The sequence below is a fragment of the Sphingomonas sp. LHG3406-1 genome, from assembly GCF_029637485.1.
In the GTDB taxonomy this organism is placed as follows: domain Bacteria; phylum Pseudomonadota; class Alphaproteobacteria; order Sphingomonadales; family Sphingomonadaceae; genus Sphingomicrobium.
The window spans coordinates 2,295,608-2,309,520 of the sequence record NZ_CP069128.1 but is presented as its reverse complement, the minus strand read 5'-3'; the positions used below and the strand labels follow the sequence as shown (position 1 = coordinate 2,309,520).

The 13,913-nt window shown below is 69.1% G+C and carries 12 protein-coding genes; 6 read left to right on the top strand and 6 right to left on the bottom strand.

The window, feature by feature from the left end:
- The first annotated feature begins 25 nt into the window (after positions 1 to 25).
- The 4 genes from JOY29_RS11295 (at position 26) to JOY29_RS11280 (ending at position 3,981) form a co-directional block, all read left to right on the top strand.
- Complete coding sequence (locus JOY29_RS11295; RefSeq protein WP_300973629.1) at positions 26 to 1,285, top strand: DUF4010 domain-containing protein; 1,260 nt, start codon at positions 26 to 28, stop codon at positions 1,283 to 1,285.
- 83 nt (positions 1,286 to 1,368) lie between these two features.
- On the top strand, positions 1,369 to 2,109 hold the full coding sequence (locus JOY29_RS11290) for a 16S rRNA (uracil(1498)-N(3))-methyltransferase (RefSeq protein ID WP_300973628.1): 741 nt from the start codon (positions 1,369 to 1,371) through the stop codon (positions 2,107 to 2,109).
- Positions 2,110 to 2,119: 10 nt separating this feature from the next.
- Positions 2,120 to 3,490: a glutamate--cysteine ligase gene (locus JOY29_RS11285; RefSeq protein WP_300973627.1), complete on the top strand. Its 1,371-nt coding sequence runs from the start codon at positions 2,120 to 2,122 to the stop codon at positions 3,488 to 3,490.
- A gap of 341 nt (positions 3,491 to 3,831) precedes the next feature.
- Entirely contained in the window at positions 3,832 to 3,981 is a 150-nt protein-coding gene (locus JOY29_RS11280; protein ID WP_300973626.1) for a hypothetical protein, read from the top strand.
- Between the two features lie 15 nt (positions 3,982 to 3,996).
- Here the strand turns inward: JOY29_RS11280 and JOY29_RS11275 are convergent, their stop codons facing one another.
- Positions 3,997 to 5,313: a terminase family protein gene (locus JOY29_RS11275; protein WP_300973625.1), complete on the bottom strand. Its 1,317-nt coding sequence runs from the start codon at positions 5,311 to 5,313 to the stop codon at positions 3,997 to 3,999.
- On the bottom strand, positions 5,313 to 5,816 hold the full coding sequence (locus tag JOY29_RS11270; RefSeq protein WP_300973624.1) for a hypothetical protein: 504 nt from the start codon (positions 5,814 to 5,816) through the stop codon (positions 5,313 to 5,315). The genes JOY29_RS11275 and JOY29_RS11270 overlap by 1 nt, the downstream gene beginning before the upstream one ends.
- Positions 5,817 to 6,025: 209 nt before the next feature.
- Here JOY29_RS11270 and JOY29_RS11265 point away from each other — a divergent pair, with 209 nt between their 5' ends.
- Complete coding sequence (locus JOY29_RS11265) at positions 6,026 to 8,680, top strand: DEAD/DEAH box helicase family protein (protein WP_300973623.1); 2,655 nt, start codon at positions 6,026 to 6,028, stop codon at positions 8,678 to 8,680.
- Positions 8,681 to 8,684: 4 nt separating this feature from the next.
- Here JOY29_RS11265 and ligD read toward each other — a convergent pair whose 3' ends face one another.
- Together ligD and JOY29_RS11255 are read right to left on the bottom strand one after the other, a co-directional pair.
- A complete protein-coding gene (gene ligD, locus JOY29_RS11260) occupies positions 8,685 to 11,195 on the bottom strand; it encodes a DNA ligase D (RefSeq protein ID WP_300973622.1) in 2,511 nt (836 codons plus the stop codon).
- A 6-nt stretch (positions 11,196 to 11,201) separates the two neighbouring features.
- A complete protein-coding gene (locus tag JOY29_RS11255) occupies positions 11,202 to 12,110 on the bottom strand; it encodes a Ku protein (protein ID WP_300973621.1) in 909 nt (302 codons plus the stop codon).
- Positions 12,111 to 12,188: 78 nt separating this feature from the next.
- Between JOY29_RS11255 and JOY29_RS11250 the strand changes: the two genes are divergently transcribed.
- Positions 12,189 to 12,515 carry a hypothetical protein gene (locus JOY29_RS11250; protein ID WP_300973620.1) on the top strand — a complete coding sequence of 109 codons (327 nt, stop codon included), beginning with the start codon at positions 12,189 to 12,191 and terminating at the stop codon, positions 12,513 to 12,515.
- Here JOY29_RS11250 and phoB read toward each other — a convergent pair.
- Both phoB and phoU read right to left on the bottom strand, forming a co-directional pair.
- Complete coding sequence (phoB, locus tag JOY29_RS11245; RefSeq protein WP_300973619.1) at positions 12,512 to 13,204, bottom strand: phosphate regulon transcriptional regulator PhoB; 693 nt, start codon at positions 13,202 to 13,204, stop codon at positions 12,512 to 12,514. The genes JOY29_RS11250 and phoB overlap by 4 nt on opposite strands.
- A complete protein-coding gene (gene phoU, locus JOY29_RS11240) occupies positions 13,204 to 13,899 on the bottom strand; it encodes a phosphate signaling complex protein PhoU (protein ID WP_300973617.1) in 696 nt (231 codons plus the stop codon). The genes phoB and phoU overlap by 1 nt, the downstream gene beginning before the upstream one ends.
- Positions 13,900 to 13,913: the final 14 nt, after the last annotated feature.

Sequence of the window (13,913 nt, the reverse complement as noted above, 5' to 3'; positions counted from 1 at the left end):
GCAATCCCCCCGATCATCGCCGCGCATGAGTTGGACCAATCAGGCCCTCGCCCTGGGCGCCGCGCTTGCCGCCGGCCTGTTGATCGGGATCGAGCGCGGGTGGAAGCTGCGCGACGCTCCGGAGGGCATGCGGGTCGCTGGGGTCCGCACCTTCTCGCTCCTCGGCCTCGCGGGTGGCAGCGCCGGCCTCGTCGCCGCGGCTGGCCAGCCCCTTGCGGGCGGCGCCATCCTGCTGGCCGCCGGGCTCGTCCTCGCCTTCGGCTATCGCGCCCGCACTGCCGAGGATCATCGCCCCGACGCCACCAGCGCCGTCGCCGCGATTGCCGCGCTCTCCCTCGCCTTCCTCGCCGGCCTCGGCCAGCCTGCCCTCGCCCTCGCCGGCGCCGCGGTCGCCACCCTCATCCTTGCGCTCCGCCAGGAGACCCACGGCTTCATCAACCGCCTGGCGGCCGAGGACGTCAAGGCGCTGGCCCGCTTCGCCGTCATCGCCGCCGCCGTCCTTCCCTTCCTGCCCGAAGGCAGCTTCGGGCCCTATGGCGCGTGGGACGTGCGCAAGCTGTGGCTGGTGGTGGTGCTCGTCACCGGCTTCTCCTTTCTCGGCTATGTCGCCAACCGCCTGTTCGGCGCGCGGCACGGCACCATCGCCACCGCCGTCATCGGCGGCGCCTACAGCTCGACCGCAGTCACCCAGTCGCTCGCCCAGCGGCTCGGCTCCGGCGAAGCCCAAGGCGCCGAGCCGGCCGGAATCGCGCTCGCCTCCGCCATCATGTACCTGCGGGTGCTGCTGCTGGTCGGCCTGCTCGCCACCTCGCTCCTCCCGGCCTTGCTGAAGCTGGTCCTGCCCGCCCTTCTTATTGCCTTCGCCGCGGGCTGGTGGCTGCTCCGCACCGCCCCGCGAACTGAAGGACCGGCGCCGCCCGGTAACCCCATCGCCCTTCTCCCCGCGCTCGGCTTCGTCGCCTTCCTCGCGATCGCCGCCGTCGCCGCGCGCTGGGCCGAGGGCCGCTTCGGCGAGCAGGGCATCGCGCTCCTCCTGCTCATCATGGGCAGCCTCGACGTCGACGCCGCCATCGTCACCGCCGGCAATCTGCGCCCCGGCGCCATCACGCCCGAACTCGCCGCGCTTGCGCTCGCCGGCACCATCCTCCTCAACATGAGCGTCAAGCTCGGCCTCACCCTTGCCCTTGCCCGCCGCGCCGCCCGCGTCCCGGCCCTCGCGCTGGCCCTCAGCATGGCAGCACTCGCCGCCGCCATCGCCTGGGGCTGGGCGACACTTCCGGGCTGACCGGCCCCGGCGACCGGCGGGCCCTGCCTCGCAGAAACGCGAGTGCCTTCCCATCCTTCCGCTCCGGCGCTAGCCCACGCCCCATGCCCGCCACCCCCGCCTGGCCCCCGCGCGCGCTCCCGCGCCTGTTCGTCGAGCAGCCGCTCGGGCCGGACCAGGCCATCCTCCTCGAAGGCAAGCCCGCCCATTATCTCGCCAATGTCCTTCGGCTCGGCGAGGGCGCCGAGCTGCTCCTGTTCGACGGCCAGTCGGGCGAATGGCAGGCGGCGATCGAGGCCGCGCACAAGAAGAAGCTGGTCCTGCGCGTCGGCGCCCGCACGCGCGAGCCCGAGACCCTTCCCGACCTCACGCTTGCCTTCGCGCCGGTGAAGCGGGCACCGCTCGAATGGCTGGTCGAGAAGGCGACGGAGCTCGGCGTTGCCCGGCTCCAGCCGGTCGTCACCCGCCGCACCGTGGTCGAGCGCCTCAATCCCGAACGCCTGCGCGCCATCGCCATCGAGGCCGCCGAGCAATGCGGCAGGACCCGCCTGCCGTCCTGGGCCGAGCCGCAGCCGCTCCCCGCCTTCCTCGCCGCGCACCGTGGCGGCCTGCTCTTCGCCGACGAGACCGGCGGCGCGCCCTTCGCGGCCGAGGCCGCTGCCCTCCCGGCTGGCCCCGCTGCCATCCTGGTCGGTCCCGAAGGCGGCTTCATGCCCGAGGAGCGCGAGGCCATCCTCGCCGCCGGCGCCCGCGGCGTGAGCCTCGGCCCGCGCATCCTGCGCGCCGAAACCGCCGCGCTCGCCGCCCTCAGCCTGTATATGGCGGGCGCCGGAGATTGGCGCTAACGCCGCTCCCATGACGACGCGCACCGACCTTAGCGACAGCCCCTTGATCGAAGGTCGCGCCGACCTCCTGTCCGTGTTCGTGAAGGGCGAAAAGCCCGCCGCCGACTGGCGCATCGGCACCGAGCATGAGAAGTTCGTCTACCGCCTCGACGACCATCGCGCGCCGTCGTGGGAAGAGCCCGGCGGCATCCGCGACCTCTTGATGGGGTTGACCGAGTTCGGCTGGCGGCCGGTCGAGGAAGGCGGCAAGGTCATCGCGCTGACCGGGGCCGACGGCACCATCAGCCTCGAACCCGCCGGCCAGCTTGAACTGTCGGGCGCACCGGTCGTCTCGCTCCACGACACCTGCGCCGAAGCCGGCCGCCACCTTGAGCAGGTGAAGGCCGTCGGCGACCGCCTCGGACTGGGCTTCCTCGGCCTCGGCATGTGGCCCGACAAGAGCCGTTCCGAACTGCCGATCATGCCCAAGGGCCGCTACGCCATCATGCTCCGGCACATGCCGCGCGTCGGCTCGCTCGGCCTCGACATGATGCTTCGAACCTGTACCATCCAGGTCAATCTGGATTACAGTTCAGAAGCCGACATGGTGAAGAAGTTTCGCGTCGGCCTCGCCCTCCAGCCGCTCGCCACCGCCCTCTTCGCCAATTCGCCGCTGACCGAGGGCAGACCGAACGGCTTCAAGAGCTTCCGCAGCCACATCTGGACCGACACCGATCCGCATCGCACCGGAATGCTTCCGTTCGTGTTCGACGAAAGCTTCGGCTACGAACGTTACTGCGACTATGCTCTCGACGTGCCGATGTATTTCGTCATGCGCGACGGCAAGTACATCGACTGCGCTGGCGAGAGCTTCCGCGCCTTTCTCGACGGCAAGCTCCCCCAGCTGCCCGGCGAGAAGCCGACCGTCGCTGACTGGACCGATCACCTCTCCACCGCCTTCCCCGAAGTCCGCCTCAAGAGTTTCCTCGAGATGCGCGGCGCGGACGGCGGACCCTGGGGCCGGATCTGCGCCCTTCCCGCACTGTGGGTCGGCCTCCTCTACGACCAGGGCGCGCTCGACGCCGGCTGGGACCTCGTCAAGGACTGGACGATCGAGGAGCGCGAGGCACTTCGCTCTGCCGTTCCAGCTCAGGCGCTCGAGGCATCGGTCCCCGGCGGCCGCACCATGCGGGAACTCGGGCGGCAGGTCCTCGAAATCGCTTCGGCCGGTCTCTCCAGCCGCGCCATGCTCGACGCTGGCGGAACCAACGAGGTTGGGTTCCTCGATCCTCTGCGCGAAGTGATCGCCTCCGGCCAGACCCCCGCCGACCGCCTCCTCGCCCGCTTCAATGGCGACTGGGCCGGCGACGTCGCCCGGGTCTATGACGAGTTCAGCTTCTGACGGCTGCGCGGGCGAAAGGACGGGCGAAGCGAAATCTGCCCGCCCCAACGCGCATGCGTGGCAAGCTTCGCAAGGCTGCGACCCTGCTGCGCGCGGCGGCCGCCTTGTCCGCATGCCGCGGCACTCCGCCCGAGGTACGGACGATCGACGCCGTCATCGCCGGCAGGCAAGTGCTCAAGGGGAAGACTGTCAGCGTCAGGGGCTATGTGGCGGAATGCGAAGGCTTCACCTGTCGCCTTAACCGAACCTAATCGAGGGCCGATGCCTGGGCCACGATCCTGTCCCAGTCGAGCGCAGGCAAGAACGTCGCCTCGCAACCGCCGCCAAGCATCGGCATTGGCATGGGCGGGGATCAGGACTTCGACGCCAGGGCGGCGCCCTACCGGCACAGCGCTGCCGTCATCACGGGCGCCATGACCTATGGCTGCTACCCCGGCGGGGGCACCAATCTCCGACCGGTCGCGATACGCGCCGCCGATGGCCAGCCTTGAGCCGCAGAGGCCGGCCTAGTCGAGCCCCCGCACCCCCGGCGGCGCACTCTTCTCCGCCAGCGTATGCAGCGCCCACACCATCGCGTCCGCGCGGTCGGGCGAGCCCGGACCCTCGAAGCCGTTCGCCGTCATCCGGCAGAGTTCGCGCTCCAGTTCCGGGAAGTGCCCGGCAAGCCCCACCCGGCCATTCTCGAACAGCAGGGCCATGGGCTCGGCCCGGGCGACCTTGCCCGCGACCGCATGAACCTTGCGCACCGGCAGGTCGACGTCCGCCTGGGACAAGACCTGGAGGACCATGTCGCCACCATTGTTCGCCTCCACCACCACCCGGTCGGCGTTCCAGTCGGCGGCCGCGCCGGCTACCCTGGCCGCCCAGCCGGCCGGGCTCAGCCCCCTGCAGCTGAGATCCGCCAGCACCGCCAGGCGACCGTCTTCGACCTTGCCGCACACCACGATCCCACAGGCATCGCCGGTGCTGGTGGCGGGCGGGTCGACCCCGATCACCACCCGCACCGGCGCCCCCCACGCCCCTGCCGCGAAACGGGAACGGTCGAGCAGTTCGCGGCTCCACAGCGCCCCCGCGACGCCACTGCCCATCTCGCCGTCGAGCTCGCGCAGTGCCAGATGGGTTCCGCGGTACAATGCTTCCATCTGCCGGTGCCATTCCTCGGGCAGGTCGAGGTTCTCGGCGCTCCGCCCCTTGGTCACCCGGGTTCCGGGCTGGGCGATGATCCGCTCCATCAATTCCTCGTTGCCGGGCGTGGTCGTCACCACCACCTGGCACTCCTTGCCTAGACGCAGGCCCAGCATCAGATTGTCCCAGGTCGCCGTGGCATCCTTCCATTTGCCAAGCTCGTCCGCCCAGGCGAAATGATGCTGCGGCCCGCGCAGGCTGTCGCCGTTGGCGCCGCTGTAGACGGTCGCCACCGCACCTGAAGGAAAGCGCAATTCGCCAAGGCTCATGTGCCAGGTCGGTTCCTCGTCCGGTGGCGAGCAGGCGATGATTCCGCTTTCGCCATGGACCATGATCCGCCGCGCATCCTCCAGCGTCGCACCGACCAGCGCGATCCGGCAGCCAGGGTTTTCCCGCGCCCGCGCAAGCACCCATTCGGCGCCGAGCCGCGTCTTGCCGAAGCCGCGCCCGGCCGAGACCAGCCAGACATTCCACTTGCCGGTCGGCGGCGCCTGGTTGTCGCGTTCGAACGCCGCCCACGCCCAGGCCAGCCCGCGCTTGTCGGCGGTCGACAGGCGCGCCACCGCCGCGGCCATCAGCCACAGCGGCGCATTGGCGAGGCTGCGCAGCACCGTGCGCGGGCTCCTGGACTTGGCCATCAGCCCTGCTTCCTCTTCCGCTTGGCTGCAAGGTCACGCTTCCGCTCCTCGCGCATCCGCTTCATCAGCGCATGGAGGCGCTCCGCCGCCTCGCTGGCATCGGATCGCCGCGGCCGGATGTCGCCAGGATCTCGCCCCAGCGATCGTTCGTGATGGACGATCAGTGCCAGAAGAAGCTTGGCATCCATGCCGGCCAGCACCGCCGGCGCCGCCTCGACGGCCGTCGCCGCATTCAACAACTCAAGACCCCTGCGAACCAGTTCGGCACGAAGATTGGCCACCGCCGAATCCTGCGCCTCGTTGAATGCCTTGCGGAAGACGAGGTCGGTCTGGCGCCGAAGCCAGATTGTCGACGGCGCCACATTCGCTTCCCTCGCCGACATGCCGATGTTGCCCGTCGTGGCGAATGACGTGAGAAAGGTCTTCTGTCGCTGGAGCCCGAACCCGTTCTTCCGCTCCCGCCGCTCCATGAGCGGTTGCTTCCCGCCCCCAGTGATGCCCATCCCCGCTCCCGTGACAAACGACAGTGTTCTAGTAGCCTATTTGGTTACTTTTGTCAAGATCGGGCCGTTGGTCGCGGGGTCTGCAGCCCCGTAGAAATCCCGCGGCAAGGCCATTGCCTCGGCCCTGCCGCCGCTACAGACTTCCCCTCATGGCTTCTGTCGCGTCACTGCCTGCCCGCCCGCCATTGCAGCTCAACCTTCTCCAGCGCATGCGGTTTGCTGCAAGCTGGCGCGACTACCAGCAGCGGGTCCTCGACGACTTCGACACCCATGTCGCCGACCAGCGTGTCCATCTCATCGCCGCTCCGGGATCGGGCAAGACCGTTCTGGGGCTCGAGATCATCCGCCGGCTGGGCCGCCGCGCGCTCGTCCTCGCCCCCACCAACACGATCCGCGCCCAATGGGAGTCGCGGCTGGTGGCGCTCTTCCTCGACGCACCACCCGCAGCGGCTGACGTCTCCCGCGACCTGGCGGCGCCGGGCATGATGACCGTCGCCACCTACCAGGGCCTGCACGCACTCGCGGCGGAGGGCGGACAGCGCCTCGACACTCTCCTCGCCGAGCTGAAGGCGCGTGGGCCGGTGACCCTGGTCCTCGATGAGGCGCACCATCTCAGGCGGGAGTGGTGGGCGGTCCTGCAGCAACTGGTCTCGGCCCTGCCGGACGCGAAGATCGTGTCGCTCACCGCGACTCCGCCTTATGACGCGCCGCTGGCCGAATGGTCGCGCTATGCGGAGCTGTGCGGTCCGGTCGATTTCGAGATCGGCGTGCCCGAACTCGTCCGCAACGGCGATCTCTGCCCGCATCAGGACCATGTCATCCTGTCCGCCCCCGCAAGCGAGCCGCTCGACCTGCTCGAGCGGCGCCGCGACGGCATCGCCGCCATCGTGTCCGGGCTGCGATCCGACACGGAACTGCTCGACCTTCTCGAGCAGCATCCCTGGCTGCAGCAGAGCGCCGACCATGCTGAGGCCATCCTCGAGGCGCCCGAGCTTCTCTCCGCCATTCTCGTCCACCTCGCCGCGAGCGGCCGCCGCTTGCCCTCGGCCCCGCTGCGCCTCCTCGGCGTTCGCGCCGGCGAGGTCCCCGCCCCTTCGCCCTTCTGGACGGAGCTCCTGCTCAACGCCCTCCTTCACCACGCGGAGCGGTTCGACATGGGCGAGGACCGGCGGCGCAGGCTCCGCGCCATGTTGGGCGAACATGGCATGATCGAAGGCGCCGCCGTCCGCCTCGGGGCCAGCCGCAATATTTTCAAGCTGATGGCCGAGAGCCTGACCAAGCTCGACAGCATCGTCGCCATCGCCCGCGAGGAGGCCGCGAACCTCGGCCCCGACCTGCGCATGGTCATCCTCACCGATCACGTGCGGGCAGGCGAAGTCGGCAAGCTCGGTGCCCCCGACTATCTGCCGCCGAAGCTCGGCGTCGTCCCCATCTTCGAGATCGTGCGCCGGGCGATGCCGGCGGGAACGAAGCTCGGGGTCCTCACCGGCAACCTGGTCATCGTTCCGGAAGGCACCGCAACCCTGCTCGCCGACCTCTGCCGCGGTCAGGGCATCGACCCGGAGGACTTCGAACTTCGCGACCTGCCCGGTTGCGAAGATCATCGCCGCCTCCTCCTGACCGGGCGAGCTGCGGCGAATGCGGTCGAGCTGGTGACCGCCCTCTTCGCATCGGGCGGCATCACCATCCTGGTCGGCACCCAGGCCCTGCTCGGCGAAGGCTGGGATGCGCCCTGCGTCAACAGCCTCGTCCTCGCCAGCAACTCCGCGGCGTTCATGCTTTCCAACCAGATGCGCGGCCGGGCGATCCGCATCGATCCGGAACGTCCCGACAAGGTGGCGAACATCTGGCACCTCGCCACGATCGAGGACCCGCGAGCCGGCCTCGCCGGCATCGCCATCGAGCAGCTTCAATGGGGCATGCTTGCCGCCGACCGGCCGCTCACCTCCGACGCCGAACTGCTGGAGCGGCGCTTCCGGGCCTTCGACGGCATTGCGAACGACGGCGGCCATCGCATCGAAAGCAGCCTCGACCGGCTCGGCCTCGATCCTTCACTGAGCATGGATCGCTGCAACGAGCGGACCTTCGCCTGGGCTCGCGACCGGTCCGCCATCGCCGCGCGCTGGCACCGGTCGCTCGGCGCAGCGAGTCCCCGCGCGCAGGTGCGCGAAGTGGCCGCCAGCAACTATGCGCCGCGCGTGCTCGCCTGGCGCGACACGCTGCGCTGGCTCGCCGCCACCGCCGCCTCCAGCGGGGTCTTCGCGACCGCCAGCGAGGCCCGACACGTCAGCGGCGGCGACGGCATCGGACTGGTGGTCATGGCGCTCGCCGGCGCAGCGGCGCTGGTTACCATACCCCGGCTGGCCATGGCCGCATGGCTGTGGCTTCAGAACGGCACGCTGGAAGGGTGCGTCGATCAGGTCGCCAGAGCCGTCCTTGCAGGGTTGCAGTCCGCGGGCATCGTCGCCGACCATGAGGCGGAGCGAGCATGCGTGGAGGTCCGCACGGCCCTGTCGGGGAGGATGGACATCTTCGTCACCGGCCTGTCCCGCGCCGGCGAGCGGGCCGTGATCGAAGCCCTGATGGAAGTCCTTGGCCCCGTTCGGAACCCCCGTTACCTGCTCGCCCGCCGAAGCCTCTTGGGGTCGATCGCCCGCAGCGACTTTCACGCCGTGCCCCCGGCGATCGGTGCCAGGAAGGAAGCGGCCGAGGCGTTCCACGCGGCCTGGCGCCGGCACGTCGGCGCATCCGACCTCGTCTTCACCAGGACGCCCGAGGGCCGCATGACCCTGCTGCGCGCCCGCGCCCGCTCCTTCGCCGCCAGCTTCCAGCGGCGGGTCGACCGGCGCTCCGCCTGGCTGTGAGCCGTCAGGCGTCCGGCAGTCGCTGCTTCGCCTGTCCCCAGCCCTTCAGTGCCTTGCCCGCCGCCCGCTCGAGCAGCCGGCCGGCGTCACGGATGGTGAAGGCGTTCGCGCCCTCGATCCCGTCCAGCTCCGCCCACGACACGGGCGCTGCGACCGGCGCGCCTTCGCGGGCGCGGGCGGAGTAGGGCAGCACGGCCGTCGCGCCGCGCTGGTTGCGCAGCCAGTCGAGGAAGATCCGCCCCTTGCGCTGGTTCTTGCGGATGTTGGCGGTGAAAGTCTCGGGCTCGGCCTCGGCGATGGCGCGGCTGAAGCGCTCGGCGAAGCTCTTGACCGTCGGCCAGTCCCGTTCAGGCAAGAGCGGTGCGACGACGTGAATGCCCTTGCCGCCCGACAGAAGGGGAAAGGTCTCCAGCTTGAGATCGGCAAGCAGGTCGCGCAGCCGCACCGCCGCCGCCTTCACCTTGTCGAAGCCGAGACCCTCGTCGGGATCGAGGTCGAACACCAGCCGGTCGGGCATCTCCAGCGGATCGATCCGGCTTCCCCAGCCGTGAAACTCGATCGTGTTCATCTGAACACATTCGAGCATGCCCAGCGGCTGATCGACGTAGAGATAATCTTCGACGTCGCCGTCCCCTTCCGTCACCGGAACGTGCAGCACATGCTCGCCCATCGAACCGCTGTCGTGCTTCTGGAAGAAGCAGTTCTTGGCGCGACCCGACGGGCAGCGGATCAGCGTCATCGGGCGCGCCCGCAGGTCGATCATCAGCAGGTCGGCGACAGCGGCATAATAGTTGGCAAGGTCGCCCTTGGTCAGCCCGTCCTCGGGGAAGATGACGCGGTCGGGTGAGGTCAGGCGAAGGTCGAAGTCGGCGACCGTGCGCAGGGCCTTGCTCCTCGCCTTGCGCGCAGGCTTGTCCGGCGCCGGCGTCTCCAGCACCACGTCCTTCGCCGCCTTGTCCTCGCGCAGCCCGAGGAAGCTCGGGTGGCGGAGCACGCCGTCGCTGGTGAACTCGGTAAAGGCGATCTCCGCCACCAGCCTGGGCTCGACCCAGGTCGAACCGCGGAGCGCGGTGCGCGGCACGTCGAGCGCGGGCTTGCCGAGCTTCATCCCCGCCATCCGCTCGCTGAGCGACTCGATCGCCTTCGTGTCGAACCCCGTCCCGACCTTGCCGACATAGCGCAGCTCGCCGCCCTCGTTCACCGCCAGGTGCAGCGAGCGGAAGCCGCGGCGCTTGTCGCTCGCCTGCCAGCCGACGATGACGAACTCCTGCCGCGCGATGCACTTCACCTTCAGCCAGCATCTGGTCCGCGTGCCGCGATAGGGCGCATCCGCCTTCTTCGAGATGATCCCCTCGCCCTTGTCGGCACAGATCCGGTCGAACAATTGCTCGCCCTTGCCGACGATATGGTCACCATAGATGAGCGGTGCGGGAACGCTCTTCAGCAGCGCGGCGAGCCGCTGCTTGCGCTCGAGGTTCGACAGCCCGCGAATGTCCTCGCCGCGGTCCACCAGCAGGTCGAAGGCGTAGAAGGCAAGGTCCGGCCGGGGCTGGCCCTTGCCGCCCTTCACCGTCGATTGCAGCAGCTGGAAGCTGGGCTTGCCCTCGTCGTCCAGCGCCACCGCCTCGCCATCGAGCAGGCAGCCCGCCGGCAGCGTCGCCGCGGCAGCATCCGTCAGCTCGTGGAAGAAGTCGCTCCAGTCCTTGCCGCCGCGGGTCCAGGCCAGCGCCGAACCGTCGCCGACGCTCAGCAGGAGCCGGTAGCCGTCATATTTATACTCGTGGATCCAGCCCGAACCGGTTGGCACATGATCGGCCAGGGTCGCCAGCTGCGGCTCCATGAAGGCGGGCGGCGGCGTCACCTTCCGCTTCGTCCGCCCGCCCTTCTTGCCGCCGCGGTTCGATTCCCACACGTCCTCGCCGGCCGCGATCTCGGCCATCGACCGGCCGCTCTCGACGCTGGTCAGGCACTGCTCGACCAGCGCGTCGCCCTCGTCCGGCCGCGCATCCCCGTCGGTGACCTTCTTCAGCATCCAGGCCTCGCCCTTCTCGCCGGGCTTGCCCTTCATCCGGAACATCACCCACTCGCCCCTCATCCGCTCGCCCTCGAGCGTGAAGTGGAGGTGCCCCTCCTCGATCGTCGCCCGCGGGTCCTTGTCGGGATGCGGGATCCAGCGGCCGCGGTCCCACAGCATCACCGTCCCGCCGCCATATTCGCCGGCAGGGATGATGCCCTCGAAGCTGCCATAGTCGAGCGGATGATCCTCGGTGCGCATCGCCAGCCGGTTGGTCCCCGGATCGAGGCTCGGCCCCTTGGGCACCGCCCAGCTCTTCAGCACCCCGTCCAGTTCCAGCCGAAAGTCCCAGTGGAGCCGGCTGGCATCATGCTTCTGGACGACGAAACGGTCGCCCTTGCCCTTGAGCTTGCGGCCCTTGGGCTCCTTCGTCTTCGCGAAGTCGCGCTTGGCATTGTAGGTCCCGATGTCGAGACCCTTGGGACGGGCCGCACGCGCCACCGCGCTCTACCTCTTGCCGCCAGCCGCCTTCCGGGGCGTGGCGGGCTTGCGCGGGGCCGCGGCCTTGGCCGGCGCCTTCTTTGCGGCCGCCTTCTTGGGAGCCGGCGGCGCATCGGCATTGTCGTTGCTCTCGCCCAGGCTCTTCTTCAGCGCGGCCATGAGGTCGACGACATTGCTCTTCTTCGGCGGCTCCTTGTCCGGATCCTGGATGACCAGCCCGCCGCCCTTCTTCCTGCGCTTCTCCTCGATCAGCCCGCGCAGCGCGTCGACGTAGCGGTTGTGGAACTCGCTTGGCGAGAACTTGCCGGTCTTCTTGTCGATCAGGCTCGTCGCCAGCTCGAGCAGGTCGGCATCGGGCACCGAATCCTCGATGTCGCGAAAGTAGCTCGACGCCTTGTTGAGCTCGTCGGCGTAGCGCAGCGTCTCCATCAGGATGCCGCGCCCACACGGCTTGATCGCCACCACATATTCCTGGCCCCGCATGGCAAGCTGGCCGATGCCGACCTTGCGCGCCCGCCGAAGCGCCTCGCGCAGCACGATGAAGGCCTCCTCGGCGAGATCGTCGGCGGGCACGACGAAATAGGGCTTCTCGTAATAAAGGGCGTCGATCTCGTCCGCGTCGACGAACTGCGCCAGCTCCAGCGTCTTGCGGCTCTCCAGCTTGACGCTCTCGATCTCCTCGGGCTCGAGCAGGACATATTCGCCCTTGGTCACCTCGAATCCCTTGACGATGTCGTCGGCGCTGACCGGGCCGACGCCCGGCGCGACCTTCTCGTACTTGATCCTCTTGCCCGTCGGCTCGTGGATCTGGTGGAAGGAGATACTCGCGCCCGACTTGGACGCCGGGTAGATCTCGACCGGGATGGAGACGAGGGCGAGACGGATCTGTCCGCGCCAGCTGGGACGAGCGGCCATGCGACTTGAGGCTCCTCAACAGATCGTTACGAGCCGGAATCGCTTGGGAGCGACGCACGGTTCCGTTATCCTGCCCTCATGGCCAATCCCGCGATCAACGCCGCCCTCATCGCCGCCGCGCAGCAGCAGGCCGCATCGGCCAGGCTGATAACCGATCCGCTGAAGAAGGCACGGGCGACCAACAGCCGGGCCGCGATCCCGCTCGACCTGTCGGCCAAGGGCACGAAGGAGATGCTCGACTATCTGGTCAAGCGCGGCGATGTCCGCGATTCGGGTGGCGGACGCTACTGGATCGACGAGGAGGCGATCGCGCGGTCGAAGGCCTCCGCCACCCGCTTCAGCCTGATCCTCATCGTCTTCCTGCTCAGCGTGGGCGCGAGCCTGTGGGCGCTGGTGCTGAGCTAGGCGAGGCCGTCCGCGTCAAGCGCATAGCCGGCGCTGCGCACCGTCCGGATCAGGTCCGGCTCCCCGAGCGCAAGGCGCAGCCGGCGGATATGGACGTCGACCGTGCGAAGCTCGATCTCCTCGCTGTGCGGCCAGACCGTCTCGAGCAGCTGCTGGCGCGAGAAGACCCGGCCCGGATGCTCGAGGAAGTGGCGCAGCAGCCGATATTCGGTCGGCCCGAGTGAAAGCGTCTTGCCGTCGCGCTTCACCCGGTGCGCGGTGATGTCCATCTCCAGCCCGGCATAGTCGAGCGTCTGCGCGGCCAGCGCGGGACGAACCCGGCGAAGCACGGCGGCGGCACGCGCCACCAGTTCCTTCGGGCTGAACGGCTTGGTGATATAGTCGTCGGCGCCGGTCTCCAGCCCGCGCACGCGATCATTCTCCTCGCCGCGTGCCGTCAGCATCAGGATCGGCAGGTTGGCGGTGGTCTGCCGCCGCCGCAGCCGCCGGCACACCTCGATGCCGCTGATCCCCTCGATCATCCAGTCGAGGATCATCAGGTCGGGCTTGATCTCCTCGGCCAGCAACAGGGCTTCCTCGCCGTCGCCCGTGCGGGTGACCTTGTAGCCCTCCCGGTCGAAGTGGAAGGTGATGAGCTCGGCCAGGGATCGATCGTCCTCGACCAGCAGCAATTGCCCCCGCGCCGCCATCAGACCGTCAGCCCTTCCGCGCCCTTGATCCGGTCGGCCATATGTTCGCCGGTGGCGGCATAATAGACCATCTCGGCGATGTTGGTGGCATGGTCGCCGACCCGCTCGAGGTTCTTGGCGACGAACAGCAGGTGCGCCGCCTGGCCGATGTTGTGCGGATTCTCCATCATGTGGGTGAGGAGGGTCCGGAACACGCTGTCGTAGAAGTCGTCGACCGCCTTGTCGCGCTTGCACACCCGGACGGCGGCCTCGGCGTCGCGCTGGACGAAGGCGTTCAGCACGTCGTGCACCATGCCGACGGCGATGCGCGCCATTTCTGGCAGCAGCGACAAAGGCTCGATCTTGCCCGCGCCTTCCAGCACGGCGACGCGCTTGGCGATGTTCTTGGCATAGTCGCCGATGCGCTCCACCACGCCCGAGATCTTGAGCGCGGCGACCACGTCGCGAAGGTCGCCGGCCATCGGCGCGCGAAGGGCGATCAGCTGGATCACCCGCCGCTCGGTCTCGACCTCGAGCGCGTCGATCTTCTTGTCGTCCTCGATCACCTTGAGCGCGCCGTCGCCGTCACGCTCAGACAGGCAGCGCATCGCCTCGATGATCGCATGCTCGGCCCGGCCGCCCATCTCGGTGATGAGCGCGCGCAGCCGGTCGAGATCCTCGTCGAACGCCTTGAGCGTATGTCCCTGGGTAGCCACTTGCACGCCCTCCC

Excerpts from the sequence above, each read along its gene's own strand:
- JOY29_RS11290 (WP_300973628.1), top strand. The coding sequence starts at position 1,369 with ATGCCCGCCACCCCCGCCTGGCCCCCGCGCGCGCTCCCGCGCCTGTTC.
- JOY29_RS11275 (WP_300973625.1), bottom strand. The coding sequence starts at position 5,313 with ATGGCCAAGTCCAGGAGCCCGCGCACGGTGCTGCGCAGCCTCGCCAAT.
- JOY29_RS11265 (WP_300973623.1), top strand. The coding sequence starts at position 6,026 with ATGCGGTTTGCTGCAAGCTGGCGCGACTACCAGCAGCGGGTCCTCGAC.
- JOY29_RS11250 (WP_300973620.1), top strand. The coding sequence starts at position 12,189 with ATGGCCAATCCCGCGATCAACGCCGCCCTCATCGCCGCCGCGCAGCAG.
- JOY29_RS11280 (WP_300973626.1), top strand. The coding sequence starts at position 3,832 with ATGGGCGGGGATCAGGACTTCGACGCCAGGGCGGCGCCCTACCGGCAC.
- JOY29_RS11270 (WP_300973624.1), bottom strand. The coding sequence starts at position 5,816 with ATGGGCATCACTGGGGGCGGGAAGCAACCGCTCATGGAGCGGCGGGAG.
- JOY29_RS11285 (WP_300973627.1), top strand. The coding sequence starts at position 2,120 with ATGACGACGCGCACCGACCTTAGCGACAGCCCCTTGATCGAAGGTCGC.
- JOY29_RS11295 (WP_300973629.1), top strand. The coding sequence starts at position 26 with ATGAGTTGGACCAATCAGGCCCTCGCCCTGGGCGCCGCGCTTGCCGCC.
- JOY29_RS11255 (WP_300973621.1), bottom strand. The coding sequence starts at position 12,110 with ATGGCCGCTCGTCCCAGCTGGCGCGGACAGATCCGTCTCGCCCTCGTC.
- phoB (WP_300973619.1), bottom strand. The coding sequence starts at position 13,204 with ATGGCGGCGCGGGGGCAATTGCTGCTGGTCGAGGACGATCGATCCCTG.